General features: G+C 71.5%; 11 protein-coding genes. 6 read left to right on the top strand and 5 right to left on the bottom strand.

The annotated features are described in order from the left end of the window. The first annotated feature begins 524 nt into the window (after positions 1-524). Positions 525-5042 carry an nSTAND1 domain-containing NTPase gene (locus tag WMF12_RS24070; RefSeq protein ID WP_437873892.1) on the top strand — a complete coding sequence of 1506 codons (4518 nt, stop codon included), beginning with the start codon at positions 525-527 and terminating at the stop codon, positions 5040-5042. A 497-nt stretch (positions 5043-5539) separates the two neighbouring features. Next, positions 5540-10129, top strand: coding sequence for an nSTAND1 domain-containing NTPase (locus tag WMF12_RS24065; RefSeq protein ID WP_437873891.1), 4590 nt, complete (start codon positions 5540-5542; stop codon positions 10127-10129). 25 nt (positions 10130-10154) lie between these two features. On the opposite strand, the gene WMF12_RS24060 is transcribed toward WMF12_RS24065, so the two are convergent. After that, positions 10155-11405: an MFS transporter gene (locus WMF12_RS24060; RefSeq protein ID WP_437873813.1), complete on the bottom strand. Its 1251-nt coding sequence runs from the start codon at positions 11403-11405 to the stop codon at positions 10155-10157. Positions 11406-11647: 242 nt separating this feature from the next. Here WMF12_RS24060 and WMF12_RS24055 point away from each other — a divergent pair, with 242 nt between their 5' ends. Further along, positions 11648-14050, top strand: a complete 2403-nt coding sequence (locus tag WMF12_RS24055) for a hypothetical protein (protein ID WP_437873812.1) — start codon at positions 11648-11650, stop codon at positions 14048-14050. A 47-nt stretch (positions 14051-14097) separates the two neighbouring features. Further along, positions 14098-16311, top strand: coding sequence for a hybrid sensor histidine kinase/response regulator (locus WMF12_RS24050; RefSeq protein ID WP_437873890.1), 2214 nt, complete (start codon positions 14098-14100; stop codon positions 16309-16311). Between the two features lie 54 nt (positions 16312-16365). Here WMF12_RS24050 and WMF12_RS24045 read toward each other — a convergent pair whose 3' ends face one another. From WMF12_RS24045 to hisS, 3 genes are read right to left on the bottom strand one after another with little or no spacing between them, the layout of a single operon-like run. Continuing rightward, positions 16366-16977: a COMM domain-containing protein gene (locus WMF12_RS24045; protein WP_437738984.1), complete on the bottom strand. Its 612-nt coding sequence runs from the start codon at positions 16975-16977 to the stop codon at positions 16366-16368. Continuing rightward, positions 16974-18758: a hypothetical protein gene (locus tag WMF12_RS24040; RefSeq protein ID WP_437873811.1), complete on the bottom strand. Its 1785-nt coding sequence runs from the start codon at positions 18756-18758 to the stop codon at positions 16974-16976. Before WMF12_RS24040 ends, WMF12_RS24045 begins: the two co-directional genes overlap by 4 nt. After that, entirely contained in the window at positions 18755-20017 is a 1263-nt protein-coding gene (gene hisS, locus WMF12_RS24035) for a histidine--tRNA ligase (RefSeq protein ID WP_437873810.1), read from the bottom strand. Before hisS ends, WMF12_RS24040 begins: the two co-directional genes overlap by 4 nt. A 138-nt stretch (positions 20018-20155) precedes the next feature. Between hisS and ruvX the strand changes: the two genes are divergently transcribed. Beyond that, positions 20156-20581 (top strand): Holliday junction resolvase RuvX, encoded by a 426-nt coding sequence (gene ruvX, locus WMF12_RS24030; protein WP_437873809.1) that lies wholly within the window; start codon positions 20156-20158, stop codon positions 20579-20581. A gap of 7 nt (positions 20582-20588) precedes the next feature. Here the strand turns inward: ruvX and WMF12_RS24025 are convergent, their stop codons facing one another. Then, positions 20589-22157: a serine/threonine-protein kinase gene (locus WMF12_RS24025; RefSeq protein ID WP_437873808.1), complete on the bottom strand. Its 1569-nt coding sequence runs from the start codon at positions 22155-22157 to the stop codon at positions 20589-20591. Between the two features lie 355 nt (positions 22158-22512). On the opposite strand from WMF12_RS24025, the gene rpsO reads away from it, so the two are divergent. Further along, positions 22513-22779, top strand: coding sequence for a 30S ribosomal protein S15 (rpsO, locus tag WMF12_RS24020; protein WP_272093461.1), 267 nt, complete (start codon positions 22513-22515; stop codon positions 22777-22779). Positions 22780-23223 lie beyond the last annotated feature (444 nt).

Raw genomic sequence — 23223 nt, 5'->3', positions numbered from 1 at the left:
TGTTCCAGGGCCGCTACGAGATCTTGTCATGCTTCCGGGCGAGCCGCCGAGCGGCAGTCTACAAGGGGCGGCTGATCGAGAGCGGTCAGCCGATCGTCGTTCAGATCCTGCGCATGGCGCGGGACGGCGCTGGCGCGCATCTGGTGCGGCGTGGCCTGGCGCGATTCCTGCGGGAGATGCGCTGTTGCACGCGGCTCCACCACCCCCGCATCGGCTGGCCCATCGACTGGGGGCACGCTGGCGAGGGGCGGCTCTATGCCGTCTTCGAGCTCGTGCCCGGACGTGCGGCCAGCGTGGAGGGCAACGGGCGGGAGGAGCTGGAGCCGAGAGGAGAAGGGGCGAGCGGAGATTCCGAGATTCTGGTGCGGCGACGGCCGGACCACACGATCGCGAGCGGAGCTCCTGGTGAAGCGGCCGTGCGTACGCTCGCGCTCGCCGGGATGGCGCTCACGGAGGACGCGGCCGACCTGGTGCCCGAGGAGCGAGCGCAGGAGGCCGCGCTGCTGCCGGCGCAAGATGGGAAGATGCTGGCGGGAGCGACGCTAGCGGAGTGTGCTCTGGACTCCGTGCTACCGGACGCAGGCGGCACGATCAAGCATTACGAGATCATCCGCAAGCTGGGCCGGGGCGGCATGGGGAGCGTGTACCTGGCGCGGGACACCAAGCTCGGGCGCCTTGTCGCGATCAAGCTCCTGAGCGAGCACAGCGGGCAAGGGAGCGAGCTCCTTCTGGCCGAGGCGCGGGCCACGGCGCGCTGCCGGCACGAGAACATCGTGGTGATCCACGAGGTGGACGAGATCCGCGGACACCCGTACCTGGTGCTCGAGTACATCAAGGGCCGCGCGCTGAGCGAATGGATGGCGCAGCGCGAGCACCCGAGCGCGCCAGGGCTGCTCGCTGCGATAGGGCCGTCCGGCCCGATGCCGCCCAGCCAGGTGGTCGAGCTGATGATCCCTGTGGTCCGCGCGCTGGTCTGCGCGCACGAGCTCGGGATCGTGCATCGCGATCTGAAGCCGGACAACATCCTGATCGATGACGCAGGATGTATCAAGGTGCTCGACTTCGGCATTGCCAAGCAGCTCGATGTTCAGATGATGTCGACGATCACGGGGGCGCGGGCGGCGCTCGCGGGCGGCGGTGAGCTGGGCCATCGGAGCGCGATCATCGGTACGCCGGCGTACATGTCGCCCGAGCAATTGCTGGGCGGGAACATCGATCCTCGCAGCGACCTCTGGGCCGTGGGCATCCTCCTGTACACGCTGCTCGTGGGGGCGCACCCGCTCGACCCGTTCTCGGTCGCGCGGCTCACGGACATCCTGAACTTGGATGTCCCAATGCCTCGCGTCAGCGCTCGGCGCCCGGACGTGGGCGCGCTCGGCGATCTGGTCGTCCGGTGCCTCGAGAAGCGGAAGCAAGAGCGGATCGGCTCTGCCAAGGAGCTGCTCGCCGAGCTGGAGGCGCTGCTGCCCGGCCGAAAAGGGCCCGAGCTCGGCGAGGGAGAGAGCCCGTTCGCAGGGCTATCGGCGTTCCAGGAGTCGGATACCGCGCGGTTCTTCGGTCGCGATCGCGATGTCGCCGCCATGACAGCGCGGCTGCGCTACCAGCCGCTGGTCACGGTCGCCGGTCCCTCCGGGGCGGGCAAATCGTCGCTCGTGCGCGCGGGGGTGATCCCTGCGTTGAAGCGCGGCAGCGAGCGGTGGGAGACGTTCATCGTGCGACCAGGGCGCCGGCCGCTGTCGGCGCTCGTCGATGTGCTCGTGCAGGTGGCCGAGCTCGAGGTCGCCGAGCACGACGGGATCGTCGCCACCTTGCGCGCGCAGCCGGGCCACCTGGGTGTTCGGTTGCGAGCGCGCTGTCGCCGTGAGGGGACGAGGCATCATGTCCTGCTCTTCGTCGATCAATTCGAAGAGCTCTATACTCTCGGCGTAGCGCCCGAGGAGAGAGCTGCGTTCGTCGCCTGTCTGGAAGGCGTGGCCGACGACGCGTCGTCGCCCCTGCGCGTCCTGCTCGCCATTCGCTCAGATTTTCTTGATCGAATCGCCGATGAACACGATTTCATGGGCGATGTGACACGCGGCCTCAGCCTGTTGCCGCCGATGGGGCGCGACGGCCTGCGAAACGCGTTGACGAGGCCGCTGGAGGCGGCTGGTCATCGCTTCGAGACCGCGGAGATGGTCGAGGACATGCTGGGCACGCTCGAGAGCACGCACAGCCCGTTGCCACTCCTTCAGTTCACGGCCGCGAAGCTGTGGGAGGCGCGGGATCGCGAGCGCCGGCTCTTGACGCGAGACAGCTACGAGAGGCTGGGCGGCGTGGCTGGCGCCCTGTCCGGGCACGCGGACGCGGTGCTCTCGGCGCTGCCGGCACGCGAGCAGCGGCTGGCCCGTGCGGTGCTCGTGCGCCTGGTCACCCCCGAGCGCACGCGCGCGGTGGTGAGCCTGGACGAGCTTTACGGTGGCGCTGCGGGCAGTGAGGAGGGGGCGCTTCTGGCGATCCCGCAGGTGGTCCAGCACCTGGCCGGTGCGCGGCTGCTGCTGATCGAGACCAGCGGCGAGCGCGAGGGCACGACCGTGGAGCTGGTCCATGAGTCCTTGATCGAAACGTGGGCGCGGCTCAGGCAGTGGCTTGCGGAGAGCGAGCAAGACGCGCAGCTCTTGGCCCGGCTCCGAGCCGCGGCCCAGCAGTGGGAGGCGGGCGGGCGCGCCGAGGGGCTGCTCTGGCGCGATCGCGCGGCCCAGGAGGCTCGAGCATGGTATGAGCGCCGCAGCGCTGCGCAGGGCGCCGAGTGGCGCATCGGGCTCGGCAAGAGGGAGGAGCGCTATCTGCTGGCCGTCGTGACCCTCGCCGAGCGCGCGCAGCGCTTGCGGCGGCGGCTTGCGATGGGCGTGATCGCCGCGCTCGTTGTGATCGCGCTCATCGTGTCTTACCTGGCGCTCCGCGCCGAAAAGGAAGCGGAGCGTGCGCAGGCCGAAGCCCTTCAGGCGCGCAATGCCACCCGCATGGCTGCAGCGCGCGAGCTGCAAGCCGATCCTACGACCGTGCTCGCGATTTTGCGCGAGGTCGAGGCGCCCGATGTGCCGCGAGGCTGGGCAGCTCTCGCGGGTTGGGCGCTGCACAGCTGGGTCGCTCGCGTGATGCTCACCCATCCGGACGGCGTCGTATGTGCGAGCTACAGTCCTGACGGCGAGCGCATCGTGACCGCATCCTGGGATAAGACCGTGCGTGTGTGGAACGCGGATGGTGCGGGCGAGCCCCTGGTCTTCCGAGGTCACGAGAGCGTCGTTCGTTCAGCGGTGTTCAGCCCTGACGGACAGCGCATCGCGACGGCGTCGCATGACAAGACGGCGCGTGTGTGGAACGCGGATGGTACGGGCGAACCCCAGGTCTTCCGGGGTCATGAAGCCCCTGTCCATTCGGTGGCGTTCAGCCCCGACGGCAAGCGCATCGTCACCGCCTCCTGGGATAAAACCGTGCGGGTATGGAACGCGGATGGTACGGGCGAACCCCAGGTCTTCCGGGGTCATGAAGCCCCTGTCCATTCGGCGGCGTTCAGCCCCGACGGCAAGCGCATCGTCACCGCGTCCTTGGACAGGACCTCTCGCGTGTGGAATGCGGATGGCACGGGCGAGCCATTGGTCCTCCGTGGTCACGAGGAGGGGCTCTATTCGGCGGCGTTCAGCCCCGACGGCAAGCGCATCGTCACCGCGTCCTTGGACAGGACTGCGCGCGTGTGGAACGCGGATGGCACGGGCGAGCCCCTTGTCCTCCGCGGGCATGAGGAGCAAGTCTCTTGGGCGTCGTTCAGCCCCGACGGCAAGCGCATCGTCACCGCGTCGTTGGACAGGACCGCGCGCGTGTGGAACGCGGATGGAATCGGCGAGCCCTTGATCCTCCGTGGCCACGACGATGTCGTCTACTCGGCGGGGTTTAGCCCTGACGGCAAGCGCATCGTCACCGCGTCGTTGGACAGGACCGCGCGCGTGTGGAGCGCGGGTGGCGTGGGCGATCCCGTCGTGCTTCGCGGTCACAAGGATCCGGTCGTTTCGGCCGAATTCAGCCCCGACGGCGAGCGCATCGTCACCGCGTCGTTGGACAGGACTGTACGCGTGTGGAGCGCGGATGGAGTGGGCGATCCCTTGGCGCTGCGCGGTCACAAGGCCCCCGTCTTTTCGACGGCGTTCAGCCCCGACGGCAAGCGCATCGTCACGGCGTCAGGGGACAAGACCGTACGTGTGTGGAGCGCGGATGGCACGGGCGATCCCTTGGTGCTTCGCGGTCACGGGGATCCGGTCTTTTCGGCGGCGTTCAGCCCCGACGGCAAGCGCATCGTCACGGCCTCATGGGACAAGACCGTACGTGTGTGGAGCGCGGATGGCACAGGCGATCCCTTGGTGCTTCGCGGTCACGAGGATCCGGTCGTTTCGGCGGCGTTCAGCCCCGACGGCAAGCGCATCGTCACGGCCTCATGGGACAAGACCGTACGTGTGTGGAGCGCGGATGGCACAGGCGAGCTCCTGGTCCTGCGTGGTCACGAGGGTCCGGTCTTTTCGGCGACGTTCAGCCCCGACGGCAAGCGCATCGTCACGGGCTCATGGGACAAGACCGCTCGCGTGTGGAACGCCGACGGTACCGGCGAGCCCCTGGTCCTGCGTGGTCACGAGCACTGGGTCAGTTCGGCGGCGTTCAGCCCCGACGGCAAGCGCATCGTCACCGCGTCCCGGGACCACACGGCGCGGATATGGAATGCGGATGGCAGGGGCGAGCCCTTGGTCCTTCGCAGCTCCGATTCCCCGGTCAACAGCGTGGCGTTTAGCCCCGATGGCAAGCGCATCGTCACTGGGTCCGATGACAAGGTCGCGCGGGTGTGGACCGACCTCGAGCCGCTTCACGGCGTCGATGACCCGAAGCTGTGGACTGCGACGACCTACTGCATGCCCGTCGAGCGGAGGATTGAGCTCTTCCGCGTGCCCGAGGCCACCGCTCGAGCCCACCAGCAGGCCTGTCTGCGCCGGGTCGACGCAGCCCGCACGGCTGCTCCTTGAACTCGGCTGTCGGACGACGCGGCGCGCCCGACCGATGACGAGCGTTGGTCCCCCGCGTTGTACATGCTGCCAGGGCGGGTCGGCACGCAGCGCGGGGTCGCGGTCTGCCCGTCGGCCAGGTTGCTCACCCAAGGTGCGACTGCAATAACAGGGTGCCACGACCAACAAGACCATTGCGCGGAAATCGCTGGAACGTCGAGTGAACTGAGATTGTGGGGAAGGGAGCCGTCCGGGCCTCCAGAGCGGCGACGCCGGACGGGGCGTGGGGGACGATGCCATCGAGCAAGGATAGGCAGCAAGGCTGCCTGAGCGTCGAGCCGGATACGCCGTTGAGCTCTCTCGTCTCGAGCAGCGCTCCTGGTGAAGAGGCGGTGCGCACGCTCGCGCTCCCCGAGCTCGCGCGCGCGGGGGCCGCGGCTGGCTCGATGCCCGAGGAGCGAGCGCAAGAGACCGCGGTCCGGTCGTCACCGGCGTCGACGACGCTGGCGGGCGCGACGATGGCGTACCGCGCTCAGGGCTCGACGCTCGTGGATGTCGGCGGGACGATCAAGCACTACGAGATCATCCGCGAGCTAGGGCAAGGCGGCATGAGCATCGTGTACCTGGCCCGGGACACGAAGCTCGGGCGCCTCGTCGCGATCAAGCTGCTGCTCGAGTACAGCGGGCAGGGGATCGAGCGCTTCCTGGCCGAGGCGCGTGCCACGGCGAGCTGCCGGCACGAGAACATCGTGGTGATCCACGAGGTGGACGAGCTCCGTGGACACCCGTACCTCGTGCTCGAGTACATCAAGGGTCGGACGCTGAGCCAGTGGCGAGCCGAGCGCGAGCGCTCCGGCGCGCCGGGCCCGATGCCGGTCGAGCTGGTGGTCGAGCTGATGATCCCGGTGGTCCGCGCGCTGGTCTGCGCGCATGAGCTCGGGATCGTCCACCGCGATCTCAAGCCGGAGAACATCCTCATCGACGACGCAGGGTGCATCAAGGTCGTCGACTTCGGGATCGCCAAGCAACTCGATGCCAAGCTGCTATCGACGCTCACGGAAGCGCGGGGAACGCTCTCGGGAGATGATGAACAGAGCTTTCGGAGCGCGCTCGTCGGAACGCCGTCCTACATGTCGCCCGAGCAATTGCTGGGAGAGGACGTGGACGCGCGCAGCGACCTCTGGGCCGTGGGCATCCTCCTGTACACGCTGCTCACGGGGGCGCACCCGCTTGACCCATCGCCGATCGAGCGGCTCGCGGACATCGTGAACTTCGATGTTCCCATGCCGCGCGTCAGCGCGCGGCGCCCTGATGCGGGCGCGCTGGGCGCCCTCGTCGACCGGTGCCTGAAGAAGCGGAAGGACGAGCGCATCGGCTCGGCCAGGGAGCTGCTCGCCGAGCTCGAGGCGCTGCTGCCCGGTCGCAAGGCGCCCGGGCTCGGCGAGGACGACTGCCCGTTCGCGGGGCTTTCCGCGTTCCAGGAGTCGGACGCAGCGCGCTTCTTCGGCCGCGATCGGGACGTGACCGCCATGACGGCGCGGCTGCGCTACCAGCCGCTCGTCACGGTCGCCGGGCCCTCCGGGGCGGGCAAATCGTCGTTCGTGCGCGCGGGGGTGATCCCGGCGTTGAAGCGCTCCAGCGACCGCTGGGAGACGTTCACCCTGCGCCCAGGGCGCCACCCGATGGCGGCGCTCGTCGATGTGCTCGCGCAGGTGGCCGAGTCCGAGCACGCGGGCGCGCCGTCGGGCACGGTCGAGCTCACCGGGCACGGTGGGATCGTCGCCACCTTGAGCGCGCAGCCGGGCTACCTGGGCGCCCGGCTGCGAGCGCGCTGCCGCCGTCAGGGGACAAGGCACCACGTCCTGCTCTTCGTCGATCAGTTCGAGGAGCTGTACACGCTCGGCGCGAGCCGCGAGGAACGGGCGGCGTTCGTCGCCTGTCTGGAGGGCGCGGCCGACGACGCCTCGTCGCCCCTGCGGGTCCTGCTCGCCATCCGCTCGGACTTCCTCGACCGCGTCGCCGATGACTACGAGTTCATGACCCACGTGACTCGTGGTCTCTCGTTGCTGCCGCCCATGGGGCGCGAAGGCTTGCGTGAAGCTTTGATGAGGCCGCTGGTCGCGGCCGGTCTTCGCTTCGAGACCGCCGAGATGGTCGAGCACATGCTGGACACGCTGGAGAGCACGCGCAGCCCCTTGCCGCTGCTGCAATTCACGGCCGCGAAGCTGTGGGAGGCGCGGGACCGCGCGCGCCGGCTGCTGACGCGGGACAGCTATGAGCAGCTCGGCGGCGTGGCCGGGGCGCTATCCGCGCATGCGGACGCGGTGCTCTCGGCGCTGCCGGTGCGCGAGCAGCGGCTGGCTCGGGCGGTGCTGGCGCGCCTTGTCACGCCCGAGCGCACGCGCGCGGTGGTCAGCCTGGACGAGCTGTGTGAGCTCGCACAGGACAGCGAAGACCACGCCGGTGAGGCGATCGCGCAGGTGGTCCAGCACCTGGCCGGGGCGCGGCTGTTGCTCACCGAGGCCGGCGGCGAACGCGAGGGCACGACGGTGGAGCTGGTTCACGAGTCGTTGATCGAGAGGTGGGCAAAGCTCCGGCAGTGGCTCGCCGAGAGCGAGCAAGACGCGCAGTTCCTTGCCCGGCTGCGCGCTGCGGCCCAGCAGTGGGAGGCGAGCGGTCACGCCGAGGGGCTGCTCTGGCGCGATCGTGCGGCGCACGAGGCTCGAGCGTGGCGCGAGCGCCGCCGCGCCGAGCAGGGCGCCGAATGGCGCTCCGGGCTCGGCCAGCGCGAGGAGCGCTATCTCCTTGCCGTCGTGGCCCTGTCCGAGCGCGCGCGGCGACTGCGGCGGCAGATCGCCATGGGCGTGATAGCGATGCTCACCGCGATCGCGCTCATGGTGTCGACCCTCGCGATCAGCGCCGACCGGCAAGCCAGGCGCGCCGAGCAGCAAGCCGCGCGCGCCGACCAGGAAACGGCCCGTGCACAGGCCGAAGCCCTGCAAGCGCGCAACGCCACCCGCATGGCCGCGGCGCGCGAGCTGCAGGCCGACCCCACGACCGCGCTCTCGATATTGCGCGAGGTCGAGCCGCCCGATGTGCCGCGAGGGTGGGCCGTCCTGGCGCGCGGGGCGCTGCACAGCTGGGTCGCTCGGGCGGTGCTCACCCATCCAGGCGGCGTCATGGGGGCGAGCTACAGCCCCGACGGCAGATACATCGTCACCGCGTCGTTGGACAAGAACGCGCGCGTGTGGAAGGCCGACGGGACGGGTGAGCCGCTGGTCCTCCGAGGTCATGAGAACGGGGTCAGCTCGGCGGCGTTCAGCCCTGATGGAAGGTGGATTGTCACGGCGTCATGGGACGGGACCGTACGTGTGTGGAAGGCCGATGGGACGGGCGAGCCGCTGGTCCTCCGGGACCATGAGGGGCGGGTCAATTCGGCGGCGTTCAGCCCCGATGGCCAGCGCATCGCCAGCGCGTCCCACGACAGGACGGTACGTGTGTGGAAGGCCGATGGGACGGGCGAGCCGCTGATCCTTCGGGGGCATGAAGCTCCGGTCTATGCGGTGGCATTCAGCCCTGACGGCAAGCGTATCGCGACCGGATCGTACGACCACACCGCGCGCGTGTGGAGCGCGGATGGCACCGGTGAGCCAGTCGTCCTTCGCGGCCACGAGCACGAGGTTCAGGGGGTGGCGTTCAGTCCCAATGGCCAGCAACTCGTCACGGCGTCGTCGGACAAAACCGCACGTGTGTGGAAGGCCGATGGGACGGGCGAGCCGCTGGTCCTCCGGGGTCACGAGGCTCCGGTCTATTCGGCGGCGTTCAGCCCCGATGGCCGGCGCATCGTCACTGGGTCCCGGGACAAGACGGCGCGGGTGTGGAAGGCCGACGGGACGGGCGAGCCCCTGGTCATTCGTGGTCACCAGGATGCCGTCTGGGCGACGTTCAGCCCCGACGGCAAGCGCATCGCGACCGCATCGTACGACAACACCGTGCGCGTGTGGAGCGCGGATGGCACGGGCGAGCCGCTGGTCCTTCTCCGTGACCAGGAGCCGATCGCTTCGGTGGCGTTCAGCCACGACGGCGGGCGCATCGTGACGGCGCCCGAGGACAGGACCGCGCGCGTGTGGAACGCGGATGGCACCGGCGCGCCCGTGGTCCTTCGCGGTCACAGGGACGTGGTCCATTCGGTGGCGTTCAGCCCTGATGACAAGCGCATCGTCACGGCGTCGTGGGACAGGACGGCGCGTGTGTGGAACGCGGATGGCACCGGCAATCCAGTGGTCCTTCGCGGTCACGAGGCTCAGGTCTGTTCCGCAGCGTTCAGCCCCGATGGCGAGCGCATCGTCACGGCGTCGTGGGACAGGACGGCACGTGTGTGGAACGCGGATGGCACCGGCGATCCAGTGGTCCTTCGCGGTCACGAGGCTCAGCTCTATTCAGCGGCGTTCAGCCCCGATGGCAAGCGCATCGTCACCGTGTCCTTCGACAAGACGGTACGGGTGTGGAACGCGGGTGGCGAAGGTGAGCCGCTGGTCCTTCGCGGTCACGAGGATGTCGTCTACTGGGTGGCGTTCAGCCCCGACGGCGAGCGCATCGCTACGGCCTCCTGGGACAAGACGGCGCGCCTATGGAAAGCGGATGGCGCCGGCGACCCGGTGGTTCTTCGTGGTCACGAGCACTGGGCTCTGGGGGTGGCGTTCAGCCCTGATGGCAAGCGCGTCGTCACCGGGTCCCAGGACGGAACGGTACGGGTATGGAATGCCGATGGTGCTGGCGAGCCGTTGGTTCTTCGCGGCTCCGAGTCTCCGGTCAACAGCGTAGCGTTCAGCCCCGACGGCAAGCGCATCATCAGCGCGTCGGATGACAGGGCCGTCCGGGTGTGGACCGATCTGGAGCCGCTCCACGGCGTCGATGACCCGAAGCTGTGGGCTGCGACGACCTACTGCATGCCGATCGAGCGGCGGATAGAGCTTCTCCGTCTGCCAGAAGCGCTGGCCCGGACCCATCAGGAAGACTGCCTGCGCCGCGTCGCGGCGGCCCGCGTGGCCGCCCCCGGGTCCCAGCCAGGCTCGGCTGCCCGACCGAGCGACACCGCCGGTCGATGACAAGCACCCTCCAGCGAGCGCGCCCTCACGCCGCCCGCAGCCTCCACACCGCGGGCCGCAGCAGCAGGATCGGCGCGGCAAAACCCGCGATGACGAACGCCCAGACGGTCGCCTCCACGCCGAGCCGCCCCGCCAGCCAGCCGGCCGCCAGGGTGCCCGCCGGCAGGAGCGCCCCGGTGAGCACATGGAGCGTGGCATCGACCCGGCCGAGCACGTGCAGTGGCAGCATGGATTGCCGGGCGCTCACCGCGTGGATCATGAACGCCATGAGGAACGCGTCCCCGACGAGCTGGTGCACCACGAGGGCAGGGACCGCGAGCCGCCCGAGCTGCGCGGCCAGCGGGATCAGCGCGCAGCCGGCCTGACTCATGAACAGGCTGAGGATCATCGCCGGTCCGGCGCCGAGGCGTCGGCCCAGCCAGCCCGCGAGGAAACTGCCGCCCAGCGCGCCGATGCCGCCCACGCTGATGATCAGCCCGACCGTGGTCGTGTCCAGCATCAGATGCTCCAGGAGATAGAGCATGTACAGCGCGGAAAAGACCCCGCCGAGCAGGAGGGCATGGGCGCCCATCGCCAGGAACGTCGCCCCGACCACGGGGTGGCCCAGGCCGTGGCGCAGCCCGACCCGGAGATCCTCGACCAGCGAGGCGCCCCCATCGCCTCCGCCGCCCGCGGGGACGGCCGGCGCCTCCGCCGCCCGGATGCGCCCGAGGAGCGCCGCCGACACGAGGTACGACAGCGCGTCCACCACCATCGTCACCGGCGCCGTCAGCACCTGGATCAGGATGCCCGCGGCGCCGGGGCCGGCGATCTCCGCGGCGGCCTCGGTCCCCTCCAGCCTGGCGTTTGCCTTGACCAGGTGCTCCTGCCCCACCAGCGCCGGCAAGTAGGCGTTGTCGGCGATCTGGAACAGCGACGTGGCCATGCCCACCAGCGCGGCCACCACGGAGAGCTGGAGCAGGGTGAGCGTGCCGGTCCAGGCCGCGATCGGGACCGAGAGGATCAGCGCCGCGCGCACGAGATCCGCGCCGACGAGGAGCGGCCGCTTGCGCGAGCGATCGACGACCCCGCCCGCGAAGAGCCCCACGAGGACGCCCGGCGCGGTGGACACGGCGGAGAGGACCGCCACGCCCGACGCGTCGGCCCCGAGGCTCACGATGGCGATCACGGGCAGCGCCGTGCGGCTGATGCGGCTGCCTACCGCGCTCACCGCCTGCGCCGCCCAGAGGCGCAGGAAATCGGGATGGTGTGAGAGGCCGGCGGGGGGAGGGGACATCGTCTGGGGCGTGAGCAGAGCAGAAAAGAGGAGGGAAGGAGAAGCGCGCACTATCGAACGCGGCGGATCGGCGGCCATGCGATCACCGCTCACGGTTTCGTCGGGTCCTCGGAAGACACCGCCCTCCTCCCTGAACCGTCCATCGAGAACGCAACTCGCTGGATCGCGCGGGGGCGCCCGCATCCCGCTCGCCTCTCCGGGCAGGCGCGGCTACGAAGGCAGGCCTGGAGTCCCACGCGACCATGCCCACGCTGCTGCGTTCACCGGCCACCAGGCTCGGCGCCGCGCTCGTCGCGATCGCGATGGCGCTCGTCGGCTTCCTGCCCCTCTTCGACGGCCCCGGCTACGAGAGCGCGCTCGCCGCCGGCCTGATCGTCCCGGGCGCCGCGGCGATCGTGACCGCCCTCGACGTCGCCGCGCATCGGCCGCCGCCTGTCGAGGCGTTCCGCCGCGGCGTCGCGAGCGGCGCCCTGCTCGCGGTCGTCGCGTACGCCACCACGCTGGCGCACGGCCTGCGCGCCGGCTTCTGCGATGTGCTCGGCGGCTCGGCGCACTTCGCCCTCGGGCCCGGGCTCGGCGCGGCGCTCTGCGGCGCCTGGGGCGCCGTCGCGGGCGAACTCGCCGCCGGCATCCGGCGCGACGACGCCGCGCCTCCCCGCCCGGCGTGGCGGCGCCGGCTCATCGCCGTCCTCGCGGCGCTCGCCGCCCCCCTCGGCGCGATCGGCGTGAGCGCCGTCCGCTTCTACACGAGCCCGATCGTCTTCGCCTACGACCCCTTCGCCGGCTTCTTCAGCGGCACGCTCTACGACACGGTCGTCGACGCGTCCGGGCTGCTGACGTACCGCGCGGGGACGCTGGCCACCCTGTTCGCCGCGTCGGTGCTCGCGCAGCACCTCGTGCACGACGCGGGCGGGCGGGTGTCGTTCCAGCCGCAGGGCCGGCCCGGGCTGCTCCTGCTCGGCGGCGTGAGCGCCGCGCTGAGCGCCGCGACCGTCCTGGAGGGCGCGCGCCTCGGCCACTTCCAGACCTCCGAGAGCATCGCGGCCGAGCTCGGCGCGCTCTCGAAGGGCCAGCGCTGCGAGGTCGTCCACCCGCGCGGCGTGCGCGAGGCCGACGTCCAGCGCTTCGTGCGCGAGTGCGACGCCCACATCGAGGCCGGCGAGCGCTGGCTCGGGGCGCCCGCGGTGGTCGACGGCCAGCCGCTCCGGGTCCGCGCCTACCTGTTCGAGAGCGCGGCGCAGAAGGGCGCGCTCATGGGCGCGTCGCGCACGTACGTCGCGAAGCCGTGGCGCCGCGAGGTGTACCTGCAGGCCGCCGGCTACCCGCACCCGACGCTCGGGCACGAGATCATGCACGTGCTCGCCGGCGCCTTCGCCAGCGGCCCGTTCAAGGTCGCCGGGCGGCTCGGCGGGTGGCTCCCCGACCCGGGGCTCATCGAGGGGATCGCCGTCGCCGGCTCGCCCAGGGAGGGCGAGGACCTGAGCCCGCGCGCGTGGGCCAAGGCGATGAAAGATCTCGGGATCCTGCCGCCGCTCGCGCGCCTGTTCGCGCTCGGCTTCCTCGCCGAGAACTCGTCGACCGCCTACACCGTGAGCGGCGCGTTCGTCGGCCACGTGCGCGCGACGTACGGCGCGGACGCGGTGCGCGCCTGGTACGGCGGCAAGGCGCTGCCGGAGATCACCGGCGCCTCGTGGGAGGTGATGGAGCGCGCGTGGCACGCCGATCTCGACGCGCTCACGCTCCCCGACGCGGCGAAGGCGCAGGCGAAGGCCCGCTTCGATCGGCCGGCGCTCTTCGAGCGGCGCTGCCCGCACGTGGTCGACGCGTGCACCCACGAGGCGGAGGAGCTGCGCGCGCGCGGCGACCACGAGGGCGCGATCGCCGCGTACCGGCGCGTGCTGTCGCTCGACCGGAGCCCCGCGCCGCGCATCGCCATCGCCGAGACGCGGCTCGCCAGCGACGCGCCCGGCGAGCGCAGCGAGGGGATCCGCGAGCTCGAGGGCATCGCCGGGGACGGGTCGATCCCGCGCCACCTGCGCGATCGCGCGGCCGAGCGCCTCGGCGACGTCGCGCTCGCCGCGGGCGACCGGGAGCGCGCGGCGGCGCGGTACAGCGAGGTCGCCGGCCGGCTCGTCGACGAGGATCGGCTCCGGACGCTCGACGTGAAGATCGCCGCCGCGAACGACGAGCGCGCCCGCGCGGCCATCGTCGAGCTGCTGATCGGCACGCGCGGCGGCGCGCCCGACAGGCTCCGGGCGGCGGAGCTCCTCGGCGCGTGGGCCGCGCAGTCCCCCGGCGACGGCCTGCCGAACTACCTGCTCGGCCGCCATTACCTGAGCGACGGCCGCTTCGATGAGGCCGCCGATCGTCTGGATCGCGCGCTCGCGGCCCACCTGCCCGTCCAGCGGGTCTGGATCGAGGCCGAGCGGCTGCGGCTCGTGGTCGCGTGCGGCGTCGAGGACGTCGAGACCGCCCGCAGGATGTTCGCCCAGTACGCAGCGCACGACGGGGCCGCCGGCACGGGGCCCGCCGTGAGCGAGGAGCGCCGGGACGCCGCCCTCCGCCTGCTCGAGCGCTGCGCCGGCGCGGCGGCCCGGCCTACGTCCCCGGCGACCGCGGGCGACCCGCCGGCCGGACAAAAGTGAAGAATGCCTCTCGTCCCTGCGCGCTGACGTGGTGAGATGTCGTGGAAATGCACGCTGAGCCTGCGAGCGAGAGGGTTGGCCGCCTCGTCGCGCTGAACGCCGTCCTCACCGTCGTGGCCCGCCACTCGAACCTGCTCCTGCCGAGGCCGTTCGAGGAGCTCGCCGGGGCCGTCGGCCGGTTCGCCGCGTTCCAGCTCCTCGCGGTGGTGTTCCCGGAGCCGGAGGGCGGGCTCCGCGCGTACGCGGTCTTCCGCGGCGACGCGCTCGCCGCCGCGCCGTTCGGCGCGCGCCAGCCGGCGCCCGCGGCGCTCTTCCGGCGGGTGTTCGCCGAGGGCGAGCCGTTCTCCTGCGACGACACCCGCGCGGGGGACGCGCTCGCCGAGATGGGGGCCAGTGCCGGGTGCCTCTCGTACGTCGCGCTCCCGGTGCGGGCCGCGCCTCCGGGCGCCCAGCCCGGCCACCCCGCCGCGCGCTCCGGGCCGGCCGGGGCCGGCGGCTTCGGCTGCCCGATCATCGCGGCGCTCGTCGTCGGCTACGGAGACGCCGGCGCGGCGGCCTCGGCGCCGATCCCGCTCCTCGAGGAGATCGCCGACGCGCTCGGCGCAGGCCTGGATCGCTCGCTGCGCGTCGTCGCCGGGGAGCGCGAGGCCGCCGAGCGGCTGCTCAGGATCCGCGAGCTCGAGGAGCAGCACCGGAACCTCCTCGACAACGCGCCGCTCATCATCTTCCGGCTCGATCCCGAGTCCGGCGAGCTCTCGTTCCTGAACCGGCACGCCGAGCGGCTCCTGGGCGTGCCGGTGGCCGAGGCGCTCAGGACGCCGGGCTTCCTCGGGGAGGCGCACGCCGACCCGGAGGGCGTGATGTGCTTCGAGGACGCGGTCGCGCGGGCCAAGCTCGGGGCCCCGTCGGCCTCCTACGAGGCGCGCCTGCGGCGGCGGGGCGGCGACGCGATCACCGCGCGCGGCACGGTGTACCCGCTCGTCTCGGATCGCGGCCGCGTCGTGGCGATCGAGGGCGTCCTCGCGGACGTGAGCACCGAGCACGCGGCGCGCACGCGGCTCATCCAGGTCGATCGCCTCTCGACGCTCGGCACGCTCGCGGCCGGCGTGGCGCACGAGATCAACAACCCCGCGGCGTTCATCCTGCTCGGCCTGGACATGCTCGACCGCCTCCTGCGCGGCCCGAACGTGCGCATGGAGGGCAGCGCCGCCTCCAGCGCGTCGGAGCTCGTGAAGGAGCTGCGCGACTCGATCAAGCGCATCGTCGACATCGTCCGCGATCTCAAGCTGTTCGCGAGCCCGCCGCAGCCCGAGGGCTCGCGGCGCACGCTGACGGACGCGAACCGCACGGTCGAGTCCGCGCTGAGCCTCACGCGCGGCCAGATCATCGAGCGGGCGCAGATCGTGAAGAACCTCTCCGAAGTGCCGCCGATCCTCATGGATGACGGCCGGCTCGGCCAGGTCATCGTGAACCTCCTCGTCAACGCGGCCCAGGCGATCCCGAAGCCGAGCTCGAAGCACGAGGCCCGCGACCAGACGGTGACGGTCGAGACGCGGAGCGACGGGGAGACGGTCGAGATCGTGGTGAGCGACACCGGCGCCGGCATCGCGGAGGAGAACCTGCCGCGCATCTGGGCGCCCTTCTTCACGACGAAAGGTCCGGAGGTCGGCACGGGGCTCGGGCTGTCGATCAGCCGCGAGATCATCGAGCGCGCGGGCGGGCAGATCACGGCGGAGAGCCCGGTCCCGGGGCGCGTCCCGCCCGGCGGCGCGCGCTTCATCATCTCCCTGCCCGCGGCGGGGCGGACGGACGAGGCGACGCCGAGCGTCTCGCCTGTGCCGCGGCTCGTCTCGAAGCGGGTGCGGGTGCTCGTGGTGGAGGACGAGGCGTCGCTCGCCCGCGCGCTGTCCGATCAGCTGGGCCGCGTGCACGAGGTGGCGCTCGCGCCGAGCGCCGACGCCGCGATGGGGATGCTCGCGGGCGGGCAGCGCTTCGACGTGGTGCTCTGCGATCTGCGCATGCCCGGCATGTCGGGCGACGTCTTCTACACGCGGATCCGCGAGAGCGATCCTGTGCTGGCCCAGGGGTTCATCTTCATGACCGGCGTGGGCTTCGGCGCGGACGTCGAGCGGTTCCTCGCGTCGTCGGGCCGCCCGCTCCTGGAGAAGCCGTTCTCCGCCGAGGACGCGCTCTCCGCGATCGCCGAGGTCGTCTCCGCGAACTCCGCGCCCCGCGCGGAGGCGCGCGACAGCAGCAGGTAGAGGCGCGCGCTGTCGCCCGCGGGACGCCGTCGTCCATCTGAGCGGCGCGCGCGATCAGCCGAGGATCTGCGCGCAGAGCCGCTGGAGCTCGCTCAGCGTCTCTGGGGTCGCCTGGAGCGTGATGCGGGAGCGGAGGTCGCCCTCCTGGTAGCTCAGCGTGAGCACGACGACGGGGGCGGCGATCTTCGCGCCGCGGTTCGCGGTCGCGATCGTGTCGATGCGCCAGTCGATGCCGGTGAGCAGCTTGCCGTGATCGAGCAGCGCGCCGCGGACGATCTCCCGCCGCACGAGCGCCCTGGCCTGGTCGTAGCCGGCGAGCAGGACGGCCTGGATCTCCTCGGCGTCCTGGCCGGGCGCGAGCGCGGCGATGTCGGCCGCGAGCGCGGCGCGATCGAGGTCGAGCTTGCTCGCCTCGCGGATCAGGAAGCGGCACGCCTTGAGCACCCGCGCGAGCGCGTCGGACGCGACCTCGTGCCGGCGGCAGAACGCGTCGAGGAGCCGCTCCACGGCGGCGGGCACCGGCTCGGCAAGGCTGGGCCCGAGCGCCTCCCAGAGGCGCTGCCGCGCGCCCTCGGGCAGCTCCAGGAGCCGGCGCAGGTCGACGGCGAGCTCCGGGGGCGGCGGCGCTCCGCCGAGGCAGCGGAGCTCGGCACCGCGCGGGCTCATTGGCTCAGCTGGATCGGGACGTAGAGCGCCCGCATCGTCGCCGCCGTGCCCGCGCGCGTGTACCCGGCGAGGCCGAACAGGACGTTCCACCAGTGACCTTCCGGGGTCTCGCCATACGAGAACAGGGGGACGAGGTGGAACTCCCACTCCTTGCCGTTCCGCACCCGGTGCTCCCGGTACACGGTGTTGAGCGCGACCTGCGTCACCGACGTCGGGTCCGCGAAACGGAAGAAGAACGGCAGGGCCACCGTGGTGCGCGACGTCGGCGACGCGAAGTCCCAGAGGAACGGCGCGACGACGAGGTGCGTCGCGTCGCGGTTCCTCCCCGAGTAGAAGAACGGATAGATGTCCGTCTCCCAGCCGGTGAGATCCCGCGTGTGCCGCACGAGCGGCGTGAGCCAGGTCGTGTCGCTCAACCCGTGGCGCTTGAAGCGGCCGTAGAACGGGAAGAGGACGAGATCATCGCTGCGCGGCGAGGTGTTCCGATAATAGAACGGGAGCAGGAACGTCCGCTCGAGATCGATGGACGGATCCCGGTACTGCCAGAAGAGCGGCGTGATCATGTCGAGCTCCGTCCGCCCTCGGTAGCGAGCGTAGCCCCAGGTCGCGAAGGTGCTCTCCCCCTCCTCGCCGCGCGCCTTCAGGAAGAGCGGCGTGACGAGCAGGCTCTTGTTGCCCTCGTACCCGTAGTGAAAGAACGGGAACAGCGTCGTGCGGTCGTGGTTCTTGCCCCAGCTGTGCCAGTAGAAGGGCATGATGTTGAACACGTCGCCCTTCCGGGAGTGCTGCCACATCAGCGGGCCCCACACGTTCGTGGAGCGGTCTCCGACGTCGCTGTAGTGGTAGTAGTGCAGGAGCGGCGGGATGACCTCGTACTCGCTGCTCTCGTCGTGGCCGTAGAAGTAGAGGGGGGCCAGGCCGAGATCGATCTTGTCGGCGGAGCGCGTGTCGCACGCGGGGCCGCCCTTCCAGCTGCAGTAGAGCGGGCCGATCAGGTTGAAGCCGCTCCGCGCCGTGTGGTGCGTGAAGGTCAGCAGGGGAGGGATGTGGAAGTAGCCGCTCCCATCGTCGCGCTTGCCCTCGAAGAAGAGCGGCGCGAGCCAGTTGTCGTGCCGGCCCGGCTCTGCCTTCCGCCCCGGGCTCGCGGGGCGACCCTCGGACTCGCGGTGCATGAACGGGCCGACGATCGTCGTGTACGTGTTCTCGTCGCGGAGCTTCCAGAAGAAGGGGAAGAGCACGTCGGCGTCGACGTCCTTGCTCCGGCGGTTGTAGTAGAGCGGCGTCACCATCGTGGCGCGGTCGCCGGGCATCCGGCGCTCCGCCCACAGGGGGAAGACCGTCCTGAACTGGTAGCTGCCGCTCCGCTCGCTGTAGTAGGGGCCGTACCAGTCGCGCTGGATCTCCGCGGCGCGCCCGACCTCCCACTCGCCGACGTCGTTCGTGCCGATCTGCTTCTTGACCGCGGGCGGCACCGCCAGCGGGTCCTCCGGCAGGGTCGGCTCCTGGGTCTGGATCGGGCTCTCCTCGGACGTCGGCGCCGCGTGCGTCTCCGGCGTGCCGGGCGGCGGCTTCGGCGGCGCGCTCGCGGGCGGCGGCTGCGTCATGCCGGGCTGGCCGAAGCCGAGCTGCGCCGCCGCGACGGACGGCGCGGCGAGCGCGGCCAGCGCCGCGGCGAGCGACAGCGCCGATCGCGCGCGCCGAGCGCGGCCCCGCCCCTCGCCCGCCGGCGCGCCGCGCGCCCCTCGCGAGCAGCCCTGCGCTCCCATCGCCTCGGAGGTCAACGCGCTCCCCGCTGGCCGCCGGGCGACGCCTCGAGGGCCCGATCCGCGAGCACGCGCGCCGCACCCTCCAGCGGGATCTCCTCCTGCACGTGCGCCACGAGATCCTTGATCTGGAGCACACCGCGCTCGATCTCCGCGTCGCCCAGGATCACGCAGAGCCGCGCGCCGAGGGAGTCCGCGCGCCGGAGCATCGCCTTGAGCCGCCCGCCGCGCCCGTCGAGCTCGACCGGGACGCCGAGCGCGCGCAGCTGCTTCGCCAGCACGAGCGCCTGATCCGCGCCGCTCTGGCCGAGCGGGGCGAGGAAGCAGCCAGGCCTGCGGCGGGGCGAGGCGTCGGGCATCATCGTGAGCAGCCGCTCCATCCCCATCGCGAAGCCGATCGCGGGCACGCTCGGCCCGCCGAGCCCCGCGACCATGGCGTCGTAGCGGCCGCCGCCCGCGAGCGTGCTCTGGGCGCCGAGATCGCCCGCGGTCGCCTTCACCTCGAAGAGCGTGCGCGTGTAGTAGTCGAGCCCCCGCACGAGCGACCGATCGACGACGTAGTTCACGCCGAGCACGTCGAGGCAGCGGCGCACGCCCTCCCAGTGCGCCCGGTCCGCGTCGTCGAGCAGATCGAGGATCGACGGCGCGTCGCGCGACACCTCGTGATCGCGCTGGTCCTTCGAGTCGAGGATGCGCAGGGGGTTCTTCTCGAGGCGGCGCTGCGAGTCCTCGCTGAGCTCGGCCTTGCGCGGCGTGTAGTGGGCGAGCAGCGCCTCGCGGTAGCGCTCGCGCGTGCCCGCGCTGCCGAGCGAGTTCACGTGAACCACGAACTCGCCGACCCCGATGTGCTGCAGGAAGCCGGCGACGAGGTCGATCGTCTCGGCGTCGCAGAGCGGCCCGGGATCGCCGAAGAGCTCGCAGCCGGCCTGGTAGAACTGGCGGTAGCGCCCCTTCGCCGGCCGCTCGCCGCGGAACATCGGGCCGAGGTAGTACCAGCGGGTGACCGGCTCCTTCGCGTGGACCGCGTGCTCGACGTAGGCGCGCGCGGCGCCCGCGGTGCCCTCGGGGCGGACGGTGAGCTGATCGCCGTGGCGTTCGAAGGAGTACATCTCCTTCTCGACCACGTCCGTCGTCTCCCCCATCTGGTGCCGGAAGAGCTCCGTTGGCTCGAGCAGCGGCGTGCGCACCTCGGCATAGCCGTGGAGCTCCGCGTGGAGGCGGAAGGCCCCCTCGAGCTTGTGCCAGCGCTCCACCTCTTCGGGGAGGATGTCGTTCATCCCCCGTACCGCGCGCAGTTCCATCGCGCGGCGCTTATGGTCGGTGCTGGCGAGCGGGTCAAGCCGGTCGGATGCTTCCGGGTTACGCTCGGGTCTCGCCGGCGCGTCGCCCGAGGGCTATGGGGTCTTTCCAGAGGCATGGCGAAGGCGAAGGCACGCGCTGCGGCGATCGATCTTGGGAAGGCCCGCGTGGGCGTGGCCGTGACCGACGAGCTCGGGCTCTACGCGCACCCGCGGCCGCTGCTCGACGGGCGAAACCGGAAGGCGCTCCTCACGGCCCTTGCAGCGCTCGCCCGGGACGAAGGCATCACCCGGTTCCTGGTGGGGCTGCCGCTCGAGATGAACGGGGACGAGGGGCCCGCCGCGCGGCGGGCGGTGGCCTTCGCGCAGGCGCTGGCGGACGCGGCCGGCGTCGAGGTGGAGCTCGTCGACGAACGGCTGACGACGGTCGAGGCGGCACGGCGGCTGCGCGACGGGGGCGTCTCGGGGCGGAAGAGCAAGGAGCGCGTCGACGGGGCGGCGGCGGCGCTGCTGCTCCAGGCGTGGCTCGACGGACGGCGGTAGGGCGGAGCTAGCGGCTCTCGCTGCGGAGCAAGAGGTACGCGCCGGCGGCGCCGACCGCGCCGACCGCGAACAGCACGACGTCCCACATGGGCCACGCGACGCCGGCCGCGCGCCGGAGGACGACGGCCTCCACCACCCGCACGAGCAGCGACGCGAAGCCGTACGCGCACAGGCCGACCACGATCGGCCGGCGCAGGTTGTCGGCCAGATCGACCGCCTTCATGCTGTTGTTCCAGACGGTCTTGCGCACGTGGCTCGCGCTGATCAGCGCGGGGGTGATCAGCGCGAAGCCGATCCCGGACGCGAGCAGGACGGCCTCGAGGCCCGTCAGGTTGTCGGTCACCTGGCCGCCGCGCGACAGGCGGATGATCGCGGTGACGAGCGTGATCAGGCTGCCGGCGACCCAGAAGAGGCCGAGCGCGAAGAGCAGCAGGATGAGCGGCCTCGCCATGCTCACCTGCTGCGCCTGGCGGAGCTGCATCGTCGGCGCCACGCGCGGCGCCGACGGCATCGACACGCGCGGCCCGGGCAACCCGGGGGCGTCGAGCTCCTTGGGCTCGGCCTCGCTGGTGTCGTAGAGCGCGAGCTCCGCGTCGAGCTCCTCCATCGTCTGGTACCGATGGCCGGGCTCCTTCGCCATGGCCCGCTGGATGATCATCTCGAGCGGCTCGGGGATGCTCGGCTCGAGCGAGCGCGGGCGGGGCGGGTCCTCGGTGAGGACCGCGGTGAGCGTCGCGGTCGGATCGTTGCGGTCGAACGGGCGGCTGCCGGTGAGGGCGCAGTAGAGGATCGCGCCGACGGCGTAGATGTCCGCCCGGTGATCGACGCGCTCGCCGCGGGCCTGCTCCGGCGCCATGTACGAGGGCGTGCCCATGATCATGCCGGTCTGCGTGAGCGCGGCGCCCGGCGCGTCGTCGACCTTGGAGATGCCGAAGTCGATCACCTTGGCCGTCGGCATCGCGAGGTCGCCGGTGAGGAACACGTTCTCCGGCTTCATGTCGCGGTGCACCACGCCCTTCGCGTGGGCCGCGGCGAGCGCCTTGCAGATCTGCCGGACGATGCGCACGGCGGGGCCGGTCTTCATCTTGCCGGCCTCGTTGAGGTAGTCGGCGAGCTCCTTGCCTTCGAGGAACTCGTTCACGAGGAACGGACGGCCCTCCGCGGTGCGGTGGACGTCGAAGACGGTGACGACGTACGGGCTCTGCACCGCGGCCGCGGCCTCGGCCTCGCGCTGGAAGCGCGAGATCACCTGGGGCTGCCGCGCGAACTCCGGGTGCAGCATCTTGATGGCGAACCGCTTGCTGGAGATCCGCGTGTGGCGCGCCTCGTAGACGCGCCCCATGCCGCCCTCGCCGACGACGCGCACGACCGTGTACGTCTCGTTGAGCGTCTTGCCGACGAGATCGTCGCGGAGCGCGTCGTCCTCCGACTCATCGAGCGTCGCGGCGTCGCGCGGGCAAACCCTGAACTCGGCCGGGTACCGGACCCCGCAGGTGGGGCAGACCTTGGGGGTCGAGTTGTCGCTCCCGGAGGTCGGGAGCGCCGTGGCGGAAGCGGAAGAGGAGAGGCTCGTCATCGCGTTCGCGATATGAAGGTCCGACTGCGAGCCGCGCGCGTCCGACTGCGGTCGGGAGGCTTCGTCGGGGGGCCGGATGGTGCCGGGCATCGCCGACCGAGGGTAACCAATCGGCCGTTCTGGGGGTGACAAATCGCGCGGCCGTGTCGACCGCGTTGACGGACCGAGGCACCTGCGTATACTCGCGCGCTCCTCAGCTCACTGGCCTGAACTTCGCGGGCTCCCGCCACTACGGGCGTGGGGCTCACATTCAGGCGTCACTTGGCCAGCCGCCGGTCCCGTTCTTCGGTTTTCGGAGAGGACGAGCCGGCCCGGACGCTCGGTAGCGCACCGGCAGGGCCATGGAGAGCCAGCCATGCTGCACTCGGTTCAGAAGACGGACATCATCCAGAAGTACGCGATCCACGACGGCGACACCGGGTCGCCGGAGGTCCAGATCGCCCTCCTCAGCGAGCGGATCAACCAGCTGCAGGAGCACTTCCGCACGCACCAGAAGGACCACCACTCCCGCCGCGGCCTGCTGAAGCTGGTGAGCCAGCGCCGTCGGCAGCTCGACTACCTGAAGCGCGTCGACATCGAGCGCTACCGCGGCCTCATCAGCCGCCTCAACCTCCGCAAGTAGCGCGATTCTCGGGCCGATCAGGCCTGAGGTCCCGGCGCGAGGCGTGTGCCGCACGCCCGCGCTGCGCGAAAGCAGGCGACCTCGCCTGCCGTCGGCCTGCCGGGCCTGTCTGTCCCACCTGCTGCTTCACCCCACTGCCGGCGGTTTGCCCCAGCGGCCCGTCCACGTGTGATCGGTCCTGCTCGCGGCCCGCACGCGTGCGGTCCGCCTCATCCGCGGCTCCGCGCCCGCCTTTCTGCACAAGCACCCCTGCGCGCGCGGTCGTTCCGGTCCCTTCCGTTCGGGAGGTTTTGCGGGACGCACCCCTGAACGCCTGCGTTTTGCGCTGGCGAGAGTGGAGCGGACGCTCTAAGGAGGTCACTCATTGACCACGGACCGGCGGGGCGATCGGGCCTCGCCGTTCCCGAGCGCGGGCTCCGCGCGTCTTCGTCTTCGCTTCGTGCG

Source organism: Sorangium sp. So ce363 (genome assembly GCF_051520435.1).
GTDB lineage: Bacteria > Myxococcota_A > Polyangia > Polyangiales > Polyangiaceae > Sorangium > Sorangium cellulosum_B.
Note: the sequence above shows the minus strand (reverse complement) of the source record. Positions and strands in the feature narration are given on the sequence as shown.

What these genes read in the sequence shown, in the direction of transcription:
- WMF12_RS24070 (WP_437873892.1), top strand. Translation starts at nt 525, where the DNA reads ATGCTGGCGGGAGCGACGCTAGCGGAGTGTGCTCTGGACTCCGTGCTA.
- WMF12_RS24065 (WP_437873891.1), top strand. Translation starts at nt 5,540, where the DNA reads ATGGCGTACCGCGCTCAGGGCTCGACGCTCGTGGATGTCGGCGGGACG.
- WMF12_RS24060 (WP_437873813.1), bottom strand. Translation starts at nt 11,405, where the DNA reads ATGTCCCCTCCCCCCGCCGGCCTCTCACACCATCCCGATTTCCTGCGC.
- WMF12_RS24055 (WP_437873812.1), top strand. Translation starts at nt 11,648, where the DNA reads ATGCCCACGCTGCTGCGTTCACCGGCCACCAGGCTCGGCGCCGCGCTC.
- WMF12_RS24050 (WP_437873890.1), top strand. Translation starts at nt 14,098, where the DNA reads ATGCACGCTGAGCCTGCGAGCGAGAGGGTTGGCCGCCTCGTCGCGCTG.
- WMF12_RS24045 (WP_437738984.1), bottom strand. Translation starts at nt 16,977, where the DNA reads ATGAGCCCGCGCGGTGCCGAGCTCCGCTGCCTCGGCGGAGCGCCGCCG.
- hisS (WP_437873810.1), bottom strand. Translation starts at nt 20,017, where the DNA reads ATGAACGACATCCTCCCCGAAGAGGTGGAGCGCTGGCACAAGCTCGAG.
- ruvX (WP_437873809.1), top strand. Translation starts at nt 20,156, where the DNA reads ATGGCGAAGGCGAAGGCACGCGCTGCGGCGATCGATCTTGGGAAGGCC.
- WMF12_RS24025 (WP_437873808.1), bottom strand. Translation starts at nt 22,157, where the DNA reads ATGACGAGCCTCTCCTCTTCCGCTTCCGCCACGGCGCTCCCGACCTCC.
- rpsO (WP_272093461.1), top strand. Translation starts at nt 22,513, where the DNA reads ATGCTGCACTCGGTTCAGAAGACGGACATCATCCAGAAGTACGCGATC.